This window comes from Sinorhizobium americanum, assembly GCF_001651855.1.
Taxonomy (GTDB): Bacteria; Pseudomonadota; Alphaproteobacteria; order Rhizobiales; family Rhizobiaceae; genus Sinorhizobium; species Sinorhizobium americanum.
In genome coordinates, this window is record NZ_LNQC01000044.1 from 84,139 (window position 1) to 98,094 (window position 13,956).

The following is a 13,956-nucleotide window of genomic DNA, read 5'->3' on the forward strand; positions in this document are numbered from 1 at the left end:
CCTCCTCGTCAAATATCCGGTCAAAAGAGGGAACAGCGCATGTCGAATTTGCCGTCTCACGCGCGTGTCGTCATTATCGGCGGAGGAGCGGTTGGCGCTTCCTCGCTCTACCATCTTGCAAAGGCTGGCTGGACCGATTGCGTGCTGTTGGAGAAGAACGAGCTGACCGCCGGCTCGACCTGGCATGCGGCCGGAAATGTTCCGACTTTCTCCTCCTCCTGGTCGATCATGAACATGCAACGCTATTCGGCCTCGCTCTATCGCGACCTTGGCGCCTTGGTGGACTACCCGATGAACTACCACGTCACCGGGTCGATCCGCCTCGGCCATTCCAAGGAGCGGCTGCAGGAATTCAAGCGTGTCGTCGGCATGGGCCGCTACCAGGGCATGGATCTCGACATCCTGACGCCCGACGAGATGCGCAGCCGTTATCCCTTCCTTGAGACGCATGAGCTGACCGGCGCGCTTTACGACCCCTATGACGGCGACATCGATCCGGCGCAGCTTACCCAGGCGCTAGCCAAGGGTGCGCGCGACATGGGGGCGAAGATCATCCGCTTCTGCCCGGTCGTGGCGGCACGGCGTGAGAATGATGAATGGGTGATCACTACGCCGCAAGGAGAAATCCGCTGCGAATATGTGGTGAACGCTGCCGGCTACTACGCGCGCGAGGTCGGCAAGATGTTCGGCCGCGACGTGCCGATGATGGTAATGAGCCATCAATACATCCTCTTCGACGAGATCCCGGAACTTGCCGCCTGGTCGAAGGAGGCCGGGCGCAAGCTGCCGCTGCTCCGCGACGTCGACTCCTCCTACTATCTCCGGCAGGAGAAATACGGCATGAATCTCGGGCCTTACGAGCGGAATTGCCGTGCCCACTGGACGACGCCGGACGATCCGATGCCGGAGGATTTCTCCTTCCAGCTTTTTCCCGACGATCTCGAAAGGCTGGAATGGTATCTGAACGATGCGGTCGAGCGAGTGCCGATCCTCGGGACCGCCGGGCTTTCCCGGGTGATCAACGGACCGATCCCCTATGCGCCGGACGGAAATCCGCTGATCGGGCCGATGCCGGGCGTGCCGAACGCCTTCGAGGCCTGCGTCTTCACCTTCGGCATCTGTCAGGCCGGCGGCGCCGGCAAGGTGCTGGCCGAATGGGTGACCGAGGGCCAGACGGAATGGGACATGTGGTCCTGCGATCCGCGCCGCTACACCGACTATACCGATCAGGACTATTGCATCGCCAAGGGCAAGGAGATCTACGGCCACGAATATGCGATGCATTTCCCCAAGCACTACTGGCCGGCCGGACGCAACAGGAAGCTATCGCCTATCCACGACCGCATCGCCGCGCTTGGCGCGCAGTTCAAGCCCTATAACGGCTGGGAGCGGGCCATGTGGTACGCGAAGCCCGACGATGATACGTCGGAGGCGGCGACGCAAACCTGGGATCGGGAGGGACCTTGGGCGAAGCGGATCGAGGAGGAGTGCCTTGCGGTGCGCGACGCCGCCGGTATTCTGGACCTGCCGGGATTTTCGCGCTTTCGCCTGAAAGGCGAGGGCGCCCGCGAATGGCTCTCCGGTCTCATCACCGGCCGCGTACCGAAGCCGGGGCGTATCGGCCTTGCCTATTTCGCCGACGACAAGGGGCGGATCGTCACGGAAATGTCGGTGATGGCGATCGAGGAGGACTTCTTCTTCCTGATTACCGCGGCGACGGCGCAGTGGCATGATTTCGAGTGGCTGCAGAAGCATCGCCCGGCCGATGCCGCCTTCACGCTTGACGACGTGACCGCGAATTTCGCCTGCCAGATACTCACCGGCCCGAAATCGCGCGCGATCCTGGCGGAGGTGTCTGACGCAGACCTTTCGATGGGATGGCTGACGCATCAGACCGCTGAGATCGCCGGGCGCTACTGCCAGCTCGTGCGTGTCTCCTTCGCCGGCGAGCTCGGCTGGGAAATCCACACCAAGGTCGAGGACACCGCGGCGATCTTCGATGCCGTCTGGGAAGCCGGCCAGAAACACGGCCTCAAGCCTTTCGGCATGGAGGCGCTCGATAGCCTGCGCATCGAAAAGGGCTATCGCGCCTGGAAGGGCGATCTTTCGACCGACTACACGGCCCTTCAAGGCGGCCTCGAGCGTTTCGTCGACGGGTCGAAGCCGAGCTTCAAGGGCAAGGCGGCGCTGGAGCGCGAGAAGCAGCAGGGCGTCACCAAGCGCTTCGTGACGCTGACGGTCGAGGCCGGCGAGTGCGATGCGCCCTATATGTCGACGCTCTGGTCGGGCGGCGAAGCGGTCGGCGAGACCACTTCCGGAAACTGGGGCTATCGCGTCGGCAAATCGATCGCGCTCGGCATCCTGCGTGCCGATCTAGCCGCACCCGGCCAGGAAATCGAGGTCGAGATTTTCGGCGAGCGTTTCAAGGCAATCGTTCAGCCGGATCAGCCGCTCTGGGATCCCTCGAACGAAAGACTGAAAGCATGACGAAGCCCATCCCTACAAAGGCCCGCGTCGTCATCATCGGCGGCGGCGTTTCCGGCTGTTCGGTCGCCTATCACCTGTCGAAGCTCGGCTGGACGGACGTCGTGCTGCTCGAGCGCAAGCAGCTGACCTCGGGCACAACATGGCACGCAGCCGGGCTGATCGGCCAGCTTCGCGCCTCGCAAAACATGACGCGGCTCGCGAAATATTCGGCCGACCTTTACGTCAAGCTGGAGGCAGAAACGGGCATTGCCACCGGCATGCGCCAGAACGGCTCTATCACAGTGGCGCTCACCGATGAGCGCAAGGAAGAAATCTACCGCCAGGCTTCGCTCGCCCGCGCCTTCGACGTCGATGTGCGCGAGATCACGCCCAGAGAGGTGAAGGAGATGTATCCTCACCTCAACACATCCGACGTCAATGCGGCGGTGCATCTGCCGCTCGACGGGCAGTGCGACCCGGCCAACATCGCCATGGCGCTGGCGAAAGGCGCGCGGCAGAACGGCGCGACGATCATCGAAGGCGTGAAGGTCACGTCGGTCCTGAGGAGGGACGGCCGTGTGACCGGCGTCACCTGCGAGCAAAACGGCGAGAGCTTCACGATCGAGACGGAAAACGTCGTCAATTGTGCGGGCATGTGGGGAAGGGAGCTTGCCCGTCAGTCCGGCGTCACCGTTCCGCTGCACGCCTGCGAGCATTTCTACATCGTCACCGAGGCCATCCCAGGCCTCGCCCGCCTGCCGGTCCTGCGCGTCCCCGACGAGTGCACCTATTACAAGGAGGACGCCGGCAAGATGCTGGTCGGTGCCTTCGAGCTCAAGGCAAAGCCCTGGGGCATGGACGGCATCCGCGAGGACTTCTGCTTCGACCAGTTGCCGGAGGATTTCGACCATTTTGCCCCGATCCTCGAAATGGCCGTCAACCGCATGCCGATGCTGGAAACCGCCGGCATTCACACCTTCTTCAACGGTCCGGAAAGTTTTACGCCCGATGACCGCTACTATCTCGGCGAGGCGCCGGAGCTCAAAGGCTACTGGGTGGCTGCCGGCTACAACTCGATCGGCATCGTTTCCTCTGGCGGCGCCGGCATGGCGCTGGCGCAATGGATGAACGACGGCGAGCCGCCCTTTGATCTCTGGGAGGTCGATATCCGCCGCGCCCAGCCCTTCCAGAAGAACCGCGCCTATCTCCAGGAGCGCGTCTCGGAGACGCTGGGGCTGCTCTATGCCGATCACTTTCCCTATCGGCAGATGGCGACGGCGCGCGGCGTGCGGCGCTCGCCGCTGCACGAGCATCTGAAGGCGCGCGGTGCGGTCTTCGGCGAGGTGGCTGGATGGGAGCGCGCCAATTGGTTCGCGAAAGACGTCCAGGAGCGCAAGTACCGCTATTCCTGGAAACGGCAGAACTGGTTTGAGAACCAGAGGGCCGAACATCTTGCGGTCCGCAACGGCGTCGGCCTCTTCGACATGACGTCGTTCGGCAAGATCCGCGTGGAGGGCCGCGACGCGCTTTCGTTCCTGCAGCGTCTTTGCGCCAATGAGCTGAACGTCGAACCCGACCGCATCGTCTACACCCAGATGCTGAACGCCCGTGGCGGCATCGAGAGCGACCTGACCGTCACGCGGCTGTCGGAAACCGCCTTCTTGCTCGTGGTACCAGGCGCGACGCTGCAGCGGGATCTAGCCTGGCTGCGCAAGCATCTGCGTGACGAGTTCGTGGTAATCACCGACGTGACGGCCGCCGAAAGCGTGCTCTGCGTCATGGGGCCGAAAGCGCGGGAACTGATGCAGAAGGTGAGCCCGAACGACTTCTCCAATCAGGCGCATCCTTTCGGAACGGCGCGCGAAATCGAGATCGGCATGGGGCTCGCCCGCGCCCACCGCGTCACCTATGTCGGCGAGCTTGGCTGGGAGCTCTACGTCTCCACCGACCAGGCGGCGCATGTCTTCGAGGCTCTGGAGGCGGCAGGCGGCGATCTCGGGCTCAAGCTCTGCGGCCTTCACACGCTCGACAGTTGCCGCATCGAGAAGGCGTTCCGCCATTTCGGCCACGACATTACCGACGAGGATCATGTGCTCGAGGCCGGGCTCGGCTTTGCCGTGAAGGTCGACAAGGGCGAATTCATCGGCCGTGAGGCGGTGCTCGCCAAGCAGGAGAAGGGCTTATCCCGCCGGCTGGTGCAGTTCCGGCTCTCCGATCCGGAGCCGCTGCTTTTCCACAACGAGGCGATCGTTCGCGATGGCGAGATTGTCGGGACGATCACGTCCGGCAATTACGGCCACCACCTCGGCAGCGCCGTCGGCCTTGGTTACGTGCCCTGTGACGGCGAGAGCGCCGCGGATGTGCTGGCGTCCAATTACGAGATCGAGATCGCTGGAACGCGGGTGAAAGCCGAGGCGTTGCTGAAGCCGATGTACGATCCGAAGGCGGAGCGGGTGCGGATGTAAAGTCGAGAATGGCGTCGAGAGCCGAAACGGCCTGACGGGGAATTGTCCCTCACCCTAACCTTCTCCCCGCAGGCGGGGAGAAGCTTCCGGCAGGCGGATGAGGGGCACCAGAGCAATACGACAACGGTGCCATTGGAGATGATGATGGCTGACGAATGCGCAGTTGCTGTTTCGAGACGGTCCGGCGGTCGGGCAGCGCGCGTGGCGCTTCGTTCTGCGCCGCTTGCGGAAAACATCCGCCCGGTCCGCCCGGGTCTTGCCGGTGGCCAGTACAAACCGCTGACCGAGGCGGGTGTGAAGCGCATTCATGAGGCGGCGCTCGATGCGCTGGAGCAGATCGGCCTGGCCAATGCGCCGAAATCCGGCATCGAGATCATGACCGGCGCCGGTGCGATCCTCGGCGACGACGGGCGCATCCGTTTTCCCCGAGCGCTGGTCGAGGACATGCTGGCGACAGCCGCACGCGACATCACCCTCTACGCCCGCGATCCGAAGCAGGATCTGGAGCTCACCGGCACGCGTGTCTATTACGGCACGGCCGGCGCGGCGGTGCACGTCGTCGATGTCGAGAAGCGGGAATACCGGGAGTCGACCGCCAGGGATCTGCTCAACGCCGCGCAGCTCGTCCATCATCTCGACAATGTGCATTTCTTCCAGCGCGCCATGGTCTGCCGGGACATTCCCGACAATTTCCTGATGGACATCAACACGCTCTATGCCTGCTGCGCAGGCACCACCAAGCATGTCGGCACCAGCTTCTCCGATCCGTCGCATGTGGAGGGTTGCTTCGACCTGATCCACATGATCGCCGGCGGCGAGGACAAGTGGCGGGCGCGGCCCTTCGTCTCGAATTCCAACTGCTTCGTCGTGCCGCCGATGAAATTTGCGGAAGAGAGCTGCATCACCATGGAGAAGTGCATCCGTGGCGGCATGCCGATCCTGCTGCTTTCAGCCGGGCAGGCCGGGGCAACCGCGCCGGCACCGCTCGCAACCGCGATCGTGCAGGCGGTCGCCGAATGCCTGGCGGGCGTCGTCTATGTCAATGCAATGTCGCCCGGTCATCCGGCCGTCTTCGGAACCTGGCCGTTCGTTTCAGACTTGAGAACGGGTGCGATGTCCGGCGGCTCCGGCGAGCAGGCGCTGCTGACGGCCGGCTGCGCCCAGATGCACCAGTTCTATCGTTTGCCGGGCGGCGCCGCCGCCGGCATTGCGGATGCGAAGCTTCCCGACATGCAGGCCGGCTGGGAACAGGCGATCTCAAACGTTATGGCGGGGCTCTCGGGCCTGAACATGGTCTACGAGGCGGTCGGCATGCACGCCTCGCTGCTCGGCTTCTGCCTGGAATCGCTGGTCCTCGGCGACGATCTGCTCGGCCAAGTGCAGCGCTGCATCCGCGGCATCGACGTGACCGAGGATTCGGTTTCGCTCGACACCATGCGGTCCGTCTGCCTCGATGGCCCCGGCCACTATCTCGGCCATCCGCAGACGCTGGGGCTGATGCAGACCGAATACATCTATCCGGCGGTGGCCGACCGGACGAGCCCCAAGGAATGGGTGGAAATCGGCCGACCGGATCTCGTTGCGCGGGCGATCGAGCGGAAGAACCGCATTCTCGCCGAAGCCGCGCCGTCCGTCATCGCGCCGGAGATAGACCGGGCCATCCGGGAAAAGTTCAGAATCTACTGCTGAGGGCGGCTCTTTTGGGGGCATTCTGAAGGCGTGAAGTCCTTCACTGCCGCGTCGCGCTCCTGACCTCGCTCACCGTGTAGCTCCACTTCGGCGCGGTCGGTGCCTCATCCGCTCGATAGGGAAAGGTGAGAAACGTCTCGAAGGGTCGTGTCTCGCCGCCGGGGACCCGCACCAGCACCAGCGCCGCGTCGTCGCCGATCCGCCTGCAGCCATTTTGCGGGCAATCCTCCAGCGTGACGGTCAGGCGGAAATATTCCAGCGTGATTGCCGAGGTGTTTCTGGCCGTTCCACGGAGGCGGTAGCTGCGCTCCGACTGGTTTCGCTCGAAGGCGAGGTTCTCAAGAACGATGTCTGAAGGAGCGAGCCCGGCCGGGGGCGGGGAGGGGGCAGGTGCAGGCGGTTCGGGTGCGCTTTCGCTCATCCAGATCAGAAAGGCAGCGGCGAGCCCCACGGCTACCGCAATGGAGAGCACCGGCTCTACCCAACTCCGAAAGCGGCCATAGCGGGCCGCGAGATACACGATCACCAGGCCCAGGAGTAACGCAATCACCCACAGCATAAAGACCCTCCTACAGCGGCGGCCGTCCACCAGGACGCGCAAGGGGTCGCTGTAGCGCTTTGAATTACTGCATGTTTTTTCCGCTAAATCGAATCCGATTTGCATGGGGCTCCAGCGACGCCGGCAATTGCCGTCCCGAAGCCAGCAGTAATCGATACGACGCGGCTGCGTACGGTCATTTCTTCAGGCTGATCCAGTAGGCGCCTTCGAAGGGAACGGCCGCAAACCGTTCATTGATCTCGGCCAAGGTCCTGGCCGGATCGACATCGGCAAAGAGGTCCGGCCTGAGCCAAACGGCGAAGGCTTCCGCGGCGACGATGTTCAGCGGGATGGCATTGAAGAAGTTCCAAAGTCCGTGGACGCGGCCGTTGCGCACAGCCGCGATGCTCGCCATCACCGGCGTGTCGACCGCCTCTGACAAGGTCTGCTCCGCTTCCTCGGCGCTGACGCCGGGCCCGATCGAAAGGCCGCTATATTTGCCGCCCGGCGAGGAGGTGGCGATATAGACGTCGGGATTCTCGGCCATGACCGCCTCGGCGTTCATCATGCCGCCCGGCCGCGGCAACTTGCCTTCGGCGATGTTGCGGCTGCCCGTCAGACTGATGAACTCACCGAGACCGCCGATCCCATAGGCCCAACAGCAGCGGTCCGCACCGGGGAAGGCTTCCATCAGCACGGTTGGCCCAGGCCCCGGGTGCTTTGCAACCCGGTCGCGGATGCGGGCAAGGCGCTCTTCGTAGAAGCGGGCGAATTCTTCGGCTTTTTTCTCCTGCTCGAAGATCTTGCCGAGCAGCCGAATGGTGTCGGGCGTGCGCGTGAGCACGTCGTCGTTGAAGTTCACGACGACCACCGGGACGCCGATTCCGGAGAGATAATCAACGGCGCGCTGGCCGGCCTCCGTATCCACCTGCCAATTGGCCAGCAGGGCAAGATCGGCCTTCAGCGTCAGGATCGTCTCGAAGGAAAGGCCCGGCCCGGTGCCGTCGTCGATCAGCGGCACGTCGGCAAGTTTTGGGAACTTGCGTCGGAAGCTTTCGTAAATTTCCGGATTGTCGCCCTTCATGTCGCCGGACCAACCGGCCAGCAGACTCACCGGATCCGGATGGATGAGCGACAGCGCAATGAGATTGAAGCCGCTGCCGAGCAGAACCGCCTGCGGGCGCGACTTTATCGTGACCTGGCGTCCTGCCGAATCGGTGACCGTCATCGGCCACTGCGTTTCCGCCCGGGCAGCAAACGCGACGAGGACCATCAACAGCGATGCGAGGGTCTTTGCGACGGCCGAAGGGATCTGGCGAACGAGGGGCAAGCTATTGATTCCTTTGGTTCGGCAGGGCGCAAAGGCTGCCGCAGCTCGGGATCCCCGGAAGAAGGTAGCGCAGGCAGCAGATCTTCCGCCGGCAGACGCGGGCGCCGTCCTCGTCCTCGTGGCGCAGGCAGTCGAAGAAAGGGTTGGGCGCGCCGTTCGGCATCAGGCGCAGGCTGGTCATCGCATCGGCCTGATCGTTAAGGGGTTCGGTTCCGGCGGAACGCAGCGCGTAATCGATGTAGACCGCGGCGTTATTCCAGGCGAGCTTCGGCGCAATGCCGCCCACCGACTTGAGGTGGGCAATGACCCGGACGAGGTGTTCGTCCATCAGCGGCTGAAGAGCGGAGAAAATCTCCTGCCCATCCCCGTGGCTCCATTCGCCGGGCGCCGGAACACCAAGAGCACGCGGCAGGCCGTCGGCCGAAAGCGCCACCGTCATCTGGTCGAAGCTGATGGGCAACACCTGGCGCTCCAGCGCCCAGGCGACGACATAGGGAATTGTGAGGCTCGACAAATAAAAGAGCGACCACATGGACGCGACGGCCCGCCGGTCGCCGCCCTCGAACGATGCCGCATAGGTCGAAAGCGCCCGATCGAAGGCACCGGAGGCGAAGAATTCGGTGAGCGGGATGCCGTCGACGAGATCGGCCGACAGAAGCATCTTTTCGTTGCACCAGGCATGCGGACCGGCAAAGGCTGCCGACAGGCCCTTCGCCACCGCGGTCTCCGGCATGCTGATGGCGTTTGTCGTCACGGCGTCACCCGTCGTAGCGCCGTGAGCCGACCACCATCTGGCGATCGATGTTGCGCCGGTGGAAGCGGCGGTGGGTGGCTTGGCTGGACATTGCGACTGCAGCTTTCTGAATCAGGAGCATTTAAGATGAGCTATTCACTCATGATTATTGCGCGCGCAACAGGATTTTATGAGAATTCTGCTCATGTTTATGCGCTTGTGGGAATTGTGCAACAACACGCTGCGCGGGTGGCCCAGACGCTACCGCAGGGTACGGGCAATTAGCCGATCGGAACGAAAAGCGCCCGCCGCCGGAGAGTGGCGACGGGCGACGGCGCGGGCAACGAGGAATGGCCTTATCCGTGGTTGATCATGATATGCCGAACGGCGGTGTAGTCCTCCAGCGCGTAGACCGACATATCCTTGCCGTAGCCTGACTGCTTGACGCCTCCATGCGGCATCTCGTTGGTCAGCATAAAATGCGTGTTGATCCAGGTGCAGCCATATTGCAGGCGGGAGGCGGCACTCATCGCCTTGCTGATATCCTTCGTCCAGACGGAGGAGGCGAGGCCGTAGTCGCTGTCGTTCGCCCAGGCGACGACATCGTCCTTGTCCGAGAAGCGGGTGACCGACACGACCGGGCCGAATACCTCGCGGCGGACGATCTCGTCCTCCTGGGTGGCGCCGGCGACGACCGTCGGCTGGAAGAAGAAACCGTCGTCGCTGCCCGTGCGGCCGCCGGTGGTGATCTCGATATGTTTCTGGTCTGATGCCCGTTCGACGAAGCTCGCGACGCGATCGCGCTGGCGCTTGGAGATCAGCGGCCCGATCTCGTTCTCGGTATCGTCGGCAAGGTTGTAGCGGATCGTCGAAACGGCAGATGTCAGGTCGGCGACGAGCTTGTCGTAGATGCCGGCCTCCGCATAGATGCGGCAGGCGGCGGTGCAGTCCTGGCCGGCATTGTAATAGCCGAAAGTGCGGATGCCGTTGACGACCGCCTCCAGATCGGCGTCGTCATAGACGATGACCGGCGCCTTGCCGCCGAGTTCGAGATGCGTGCGCTTGACCGTCTTGGCGGCGGCGGTGAGCACCTTCTTGCCGGTGGCGATGTCGCCGGTGATCGACACCATCGAGACCTTGGGATGGTTGATCAGCGTGTTGCCGACCGTTTCGCCGCGGCCGGCGATCACGTTGACGACGCCTTCCGGCAGGATATCGGCGAGCAGCCGCGCGAGTTTCAGGGCGGTCAGCGGCGTCTGCTCCGACGGCTTGAAGACGACGGTGTTGCCGCCGCCGATTGCCGGCGCCAACTTCCAGGCCATCATCATCAGCGGGTAGTTCCAGGGGGCGATCGAGCCGACGATGCCGATCGGGTCGCGGCGGATCATCGAAGTATGGCCCGGAAGATATTCGCCCGCCGTGGGCGCGTGCAGGTTGCGAACCGCACCGGCAAAGAATCGCCAGCAATCGATGATCGCCGGCAGTTCGTCGCTCTTCACCGCGTTGATCGGCTTGCCGCAGTTCAAGGCTTCGAGTGCTGCGAAGTCGTCGGCGTTCCTCTCGATCGCGTCGGCGATCTTCAGCAGATGGTTCGAGCGTTCCGCAGGCGTCGTCTGCGACCAGGCAACGAAGGCGCGTTCGGCCGCGTCGACAGCGGCGTCGATCTGCGCATGGGAGGCTTCGGCGAGGTCGATGATCCTGGCGCCCGTCCGCGGGTTCAGGATGTGCTCCTCGGCCTCGGTCCCGGCTTCGAAACGCGATCCGATCAGGAGTTGGGTGTCCATGTCTGTTCTCCCTTTATGTTCGATATTACTTGCCGGCGCCGGCGATCTGGTCGCCGTCGCGGGTGAGGTAGTAGGCGCCGAGGATCGGCAGGAAGGTGCCGATGACGACGATCATCGCGACGACGTTGGTCACCGGCCGCTGGCGCGGGCGGATCAGCTCCTCGAGCATCCAGATCGGCAGGGTCGACTGCTGGCCGGCGGTAAACGTCGTGACGATCACCTCGTCGAAGGAGAGCGCGAAGGCGAGCATGCCGCCGGCGAGCAGCGCCGTGCCGATATTCGGCAGGATCACGTAGCGGAAGGTCTGGAAGCCGTCGGCGCCGAGATCCATCGAGGCCTCGATCAGCGAACCGGAAATCCGCCGGAAGCGGGCGACCGCATTGTTGTAGACGACGACGATGCAGAAGGTCGCGTGACCGAGCACGATCGTCCAGAACGAGAACGGGATGTCCGCCATCGAAAACGCCGAGCGCAGCGCAATGCCGGTGATGATGCCGGGAAGCGCGATCGGCAGGATGACCAGCAGCGACACGGTCTCGCGGCCGAAGAAGCGCGTCTGGCTGACCGCGGCGGCGCAAAGTGTGCCGAGGACGAGTGCCGCGGCGGTGGCGATCGCCGCGACCTTGACGGAGAGGGTAAGCGCCGCCCAGACGTCCGGCCGGCTCCAGGCGACGGCGAACCATTGCGTCGTCAGTCCGGGCGGCGGGAACTGATAGGTCTTTTCCTCCGTCGTGAAGGCATAGAGGAAGATCAGCAGGATCGGCAGGTGCATGAAGGCAAGGCCGGCGGCTGCGGCGATCTTCAGGCCAAGGGGCGCGTGGTTCGACTTGTCAGAGCGCATCGAAGGCCCCCATGCGCTTGGCCATCCAGAGATAGGCGCCCATGATGACGATCGGCACGACCGTGAAGGCGGCGGCGAGCGGAATGTTGCCGGCAGTGCCCTGCTGGGCGTAGACCGCCTGGCCGATAAAAAGGCGCGACGAGCCGACGATCTGGGGAATGATGTAGTCGCCGAGTGTCAGCGAGAAGGTGAAGATCGAGCCGGCGACGATGCCGGGCAGCGCCAGCGGAAAAAGCACATGGCGGAAGGTCTGCGCCGGCGTGCCGCCGAGATCGGACGAGGCTTCGATGAGATTGGCGGGCACGCGCTCCAGCGCCGCCTGGATCGGCAGGATCATGAAGGGCATCCAGACATAGACGAAGACGATGAATGTACCTGTGTAGCTGACAGAGAGCGAATTGCCGCCGACGACCGGCAGCGCCAGCCAGGCATCGAGCAGCCAGAGGAGGTTCAGCTTCTCGAAGAGCCAGGTGAGAATGCCTTCCTTGGCAAGGATCAGCTTCCAGGCATAGACCTTGACGAGATAGCTCGACCAGAGCGGCAGCATGACGGCGAGATAGAAGAGCGCCTTCCATTTGCCGCGTGCATAGCGAGCGGCGTAATAGGCGATCGGGAAAGCGATGAAGGCCGAGACGAGCGTCACCAGTGCCGCCATCGACACGGTGCGCAGGATGATGTCGAGATTGGCTTCGCTCAGAAGCTGACGGTAGGTCGCCAGCGTGAATTCGTAGTTGATGAGGCCGGAAAACTCGTCGATCGAGAAAAAGCTCTGAAGAAGCAGCGCGAAAAGCGAGCCGAGATAGACGATGCCGAGCCACAGCAAAGGTGGCCCAAGCAGCACCGTCAAGAGCACATGCGGGTGCCGCCAGAAGAAGTCCGAAAGACGGCCGGTCGTGCTGCGGCGCTCCGGAAGGACGAAGCTTTCGGCAACAATCGTCATGCATCCTCCATCGGGTGAAGGTCGCGGGCGGCGAAGCTTATGGTAACCGGGCTGCCCATCGCGGGCACGTTCTGCGCGGCGGGGCTGGCGACGGCAATGCGGTTGCCGTCCACATCGACGACAATGCGGTTGGTCGCGCCGAGAAAGCTGCGGCCGGCGACGATACCGGAGAGGCTGAGGGCGCCGTCCGCCGCCGGCGCGATCGCAACCGACTCCGGCCGGAGGCTCGCGAAGGAGGATTTCAGCCCGAGCCTCTGGCAGAGCTTGGCAGAGAGCACGTTCGACGAGCCGACGAAATCGGCGACGAAGCGGGTCTTCGGCTGGTTGTAGACCTCTTCCGGCCGCCCGAGCTGCTGGATCCGGCCTTCGTTGAAGACGGCGATCCGATCGGCCATCGACAATGCCTCGCCCTGGTCGTGGGTGACGAAGACGAAGGTGATGCCGAGCGATTTCTGCAGGCTTTTCAATTCCTCCTGCATCTGCTCGCGCAGCTTCAGATCAAGCGCGCCAAGCGGCTCGTCGAGAAGCAGCACCTTGGGCTTGTTGACGAGGGCGCGGGCAAGTGCCACCCGCTGGCGCTGGCCGCCGGAAAGCTGGCCGGGCCGCCGCGCGCCGTAACCGGGCAGCTTGACCATGGCGAGCGCGTCTTCCGCGGCTTTGCGTCTTTCTTCGCGGCCGATTCCCTTCACCATCAGGCCGTAGGCGACGTTGTCGAGAATGGAGAGATGCGAGAAGAGGGCGTAATCCTGGAAAACGGTGTTGACGCTGCGGCGGTAGGGCGGCACGCCTTCGGCCGTCTCGCCGAAGATCTCGATATGCCCGGTCGTCGGCTGCTCAAAGCCGGCCATCAGTCTCAGGCAGGTCGTCTTGCCGGAGCCGGAGGGCCCGAGCATCGCAAAGAATTCGCCCTCGACGATCGAGAGGTTGACGGAATCGACGGCGCGCACCGCGCCGAAGTGGCGGGAAACGTTGTCGAAGAGAACGGCGGTGGTCATGGAAATGCTCCAGAGAGTTCTGCCCCTCATCCGCCTGCCGGCGCCTTCTTCCCGCACGCGGAGAGAAGGGGGCTCGCGGTTGGCGCCTCGCCCCCAAATTCACGCGGCGGCTTTGCCGGAGGTGTTCCCTCTCCCCGCAAGCGGGGAGAGGGCCGGGGTGAGGGGCAAAATGCCT

Annotated in this window: 11 protein-coding genes; 4 read left to right on the forward strand and 7 right to left on the reverse strand. The window is 63.7% G+C overall.

Translation table 11 applies throughout. The annotated features are described in order from the left end of the window. Positions 1-39 precede the first annotated feature (39 nt). The 3 genes from ATC00_RS07615 (at position 40) to ATC00_RS07625 (ending at position 6,620) form a co-directional block, all read left to right on the forward strand. Positions 40-2,487, forward strand: coding sequence for a GcvT family protein (locus ATC00_RS07615; protein WP_064252429.1), 2,448 nt, complete (start codon positions 40-42; stop codon positions 2,485-2,487). Continuing rightward, entirely contained in the window at positions 2,484-4,931 is a 2,448-nt protein-coding gene (locus ATC00_RS07620) for a GcvT family protein (RefSeq protein ID WP_064252430.1), read from the forward strand. Before ATC00_RS07615 ends, ATC00_RS07620 begins: the two co-directional genes overlap by 4 nt. Positions 4,932-5,075: 144 nt before the next feature. Then, complete coding sequence (locus ATC00_RS07625) at positions 5,076-6,620, forward strand: trimethylamine methyltransferase family protein (RefSeq protein ID WP_037387130.1); 1,545 nt, start codon at positions 5,076-5,078, stop codon at positions 6,618-6,620. A gap of 40 nt (positions 6,621-6,660) precedes the next feature. On the opposite strand, the gene ATC00_RS07630 is transcribed toward ATC00_RS07625, so the two are convergent. The 3 genes from ATC00_RS07630 to fhuF form a co-directional block, all read right to left on the reverse strand. Further along, on the reverse strand, positions 6,661-7,179 hold the full coding sequence (locus ATC00_RS07630) for a hypothetical protein (RefSeq protein WP_037387127.1): 519 nt from the start codon (positions 7,177-7,179) through the stop codon (positions 6,661-6,663). A gap of 175 nt (positions 7,180-7,354) precedes the next feature. Further along, positions 7,355-8,470, reverse strand: a complete 1,116-nt coding sequence (locus tag ATC00_RS07635) for an ABC transporter substrate-binding protein (RefSeq protein WP_268801630.1) — start codon at positions 8,468-8,470, stop codon at positions 7,355-7,357. A gap of 19 nt (positions 8,471-8,489) precedes the next feature. Continuing rightward, entirely contained in the window at positions 8,490-9,221 is a 732-nt protein-coding gene (gene fhuF, locus ATC00_RS07640) for a siderophore-iron reductase FhuF (protein ID WP_037387308.1), read from the reverse strand. 147 nt (positions 9,222-9,368) lie between these two features. Between fhuF and ATC00_RS32490 the strand changes: the two genes are divergently transcribed. Further along, positions 9,369-9,506: a hypothetical protein gene (locus ATC00_RS32490; RefSeq protein WP_156911497.1), complete on the forward strand. Its 138-nt coding sequence runs from the start codon at positions 9,369-9,371 to the stop codon at positions 9,504-9,506. A gap of 71 nt (positions 9,507-9,577) precedes the next feature. Here the strand turns inward: ATC00_RS32490 and ATC00_RS07645 are convergent, their stop codons facing one another. From ATC00_RS07645 to ATC00_RS07660, 4 genes are read right to left on the reverse strand one after another with little or no spacing between them, the layout of a single operon-like run. Further along, positions 9,578-11,005, reverse strand: coding sequence for a gamma-aminobutyraldehyde dehydrogenase (locus ATC00_RS07645; RefSeq protein WP_064252432.1), 1,428 nt, complete (start codon positions 11,003-11,005; stop codon positions 9,578-9,580). A 25-nt stretch (positions 11,006-11,030) separates the two neighbouring features. Continuing rightward, positions 11,031-11,846 carry an ABC transporter permease gene (locus ATC00_RS07650; RefSeq protein ID WP_064252433.1) on the reverse strand — a complete coding sequence of 272 codons (816 nt, stop codon included), beginning with the start codon at positions 11,844-11,846 and terminating at the stop codon, positions 11,031-11,033. Next, on the reverse strand, positions 11,836-12,786 hold the full coding sequence (locus ATC00_RS07655; protein ID WP_064252434.1) for an ABC transporter permease: 951 nt from the start codon (positions 12,784-12,786) through the stop codon (positions 11,836-11,838). The genes ATC00_RS07650 and ATC00_RS07655 overlap by 11 nt, the downstream gene beginning before the upstream one ends. Next, on the reverse strand, positions 12,783-13,781 hold the full coding sequence (locus tag ATC00_RS07660; protein WP_064252435.1) for an ABC transporter ATP-binding protein: 999 nt from the start codon (positions 13,779-13,781) through the stop codon (positions 12,783-12,785). Before ATC00_RS07660 ends, ATC00_RS07655 begins: the two co-directional genes overlap by 4 nt. Between the last annotated feature and the right edge of the window lie 175 nt (positions 13,782-13,956).

What these genes read in the sequence shown, in the direction of transcription:
- ATC00_RS07620 (WP_064252430.1), top strand. Translation starts at nt 2,484, where the DNA reads ATGACGAAGCCCATCCCTACAAAGGCCCGCGTCGTCATCATCGGCGGC.
- ATC00_RS07615 (WP_064252429.1), top strand. Translation starts at nt 40, where the DNA reads ATGTCGAATTTGCCGTCTCACGCGCGTGTCGTCATTATCGGCGGAGGA.
- ATC00_RS07655 (WP_064252434.1), bottom strand. Translation starts at nt 12,786, where the DNA reads ATGACGATTGTTGCCGAAAGCTTCGTCCTTCCGGAGCGCCGCAGCACG.
- ATC00_RS07645 (WP_064252432.1), bottom strand. Translation starts at nt 11,005, where the DNA reads ATGGACACCCAACTCCTGATCGGATCGCGTTTCGAAGCCGGGACCGAG.
- ATC00_RS07660 (WP_064252435.1), bottom strand. Translation starts at nt 13,781, where the DNA reads ATGACCACCGCCGTTCTCTTCGACAACGTTTCCCGCCACTTCGGCGCG.
- fhuF (WP_037387308.1), bottom strand. Translation starts at nt 9,221, where the DNA reads ATGCCGGAGACCGCGGTGGCGAAGGGCCTGTCGGCAGCCTTTGCCGGT.
- ATC00_RS07625 (WP_037387130.1), top strand. Translation starts at nt 5,076, where the DNA reads ATGGCTGACGAATGCGCAGTTGCTGTTTCGAGACGGTCCGGCGGTCGG.
- ATC00_RS07630 (WP_037387127.1), bottom strand. Translation starts at nt 7,179, where the DNA reads ATGCTGTGGGTGATTGCGTTACTCCTGGGCCTGGTGATCGTGTATCTC.
- ATC00_RS32490 (WP_156911497.1), top strand. Translation starts at nt 9,369, where the DNA reads ATGAGCTATTCACTCATGATTATTGCGCGCGCAACAGGATTTTATGAG.
- ATC00_RS07650 (WP_064252433.1), bottom strand. Translation starts at nt 11,846, where the DNA reads ATGCGCTCTGACAAGTCGAACCACGCGCCCCTTGGCCTGAAGATCGCC.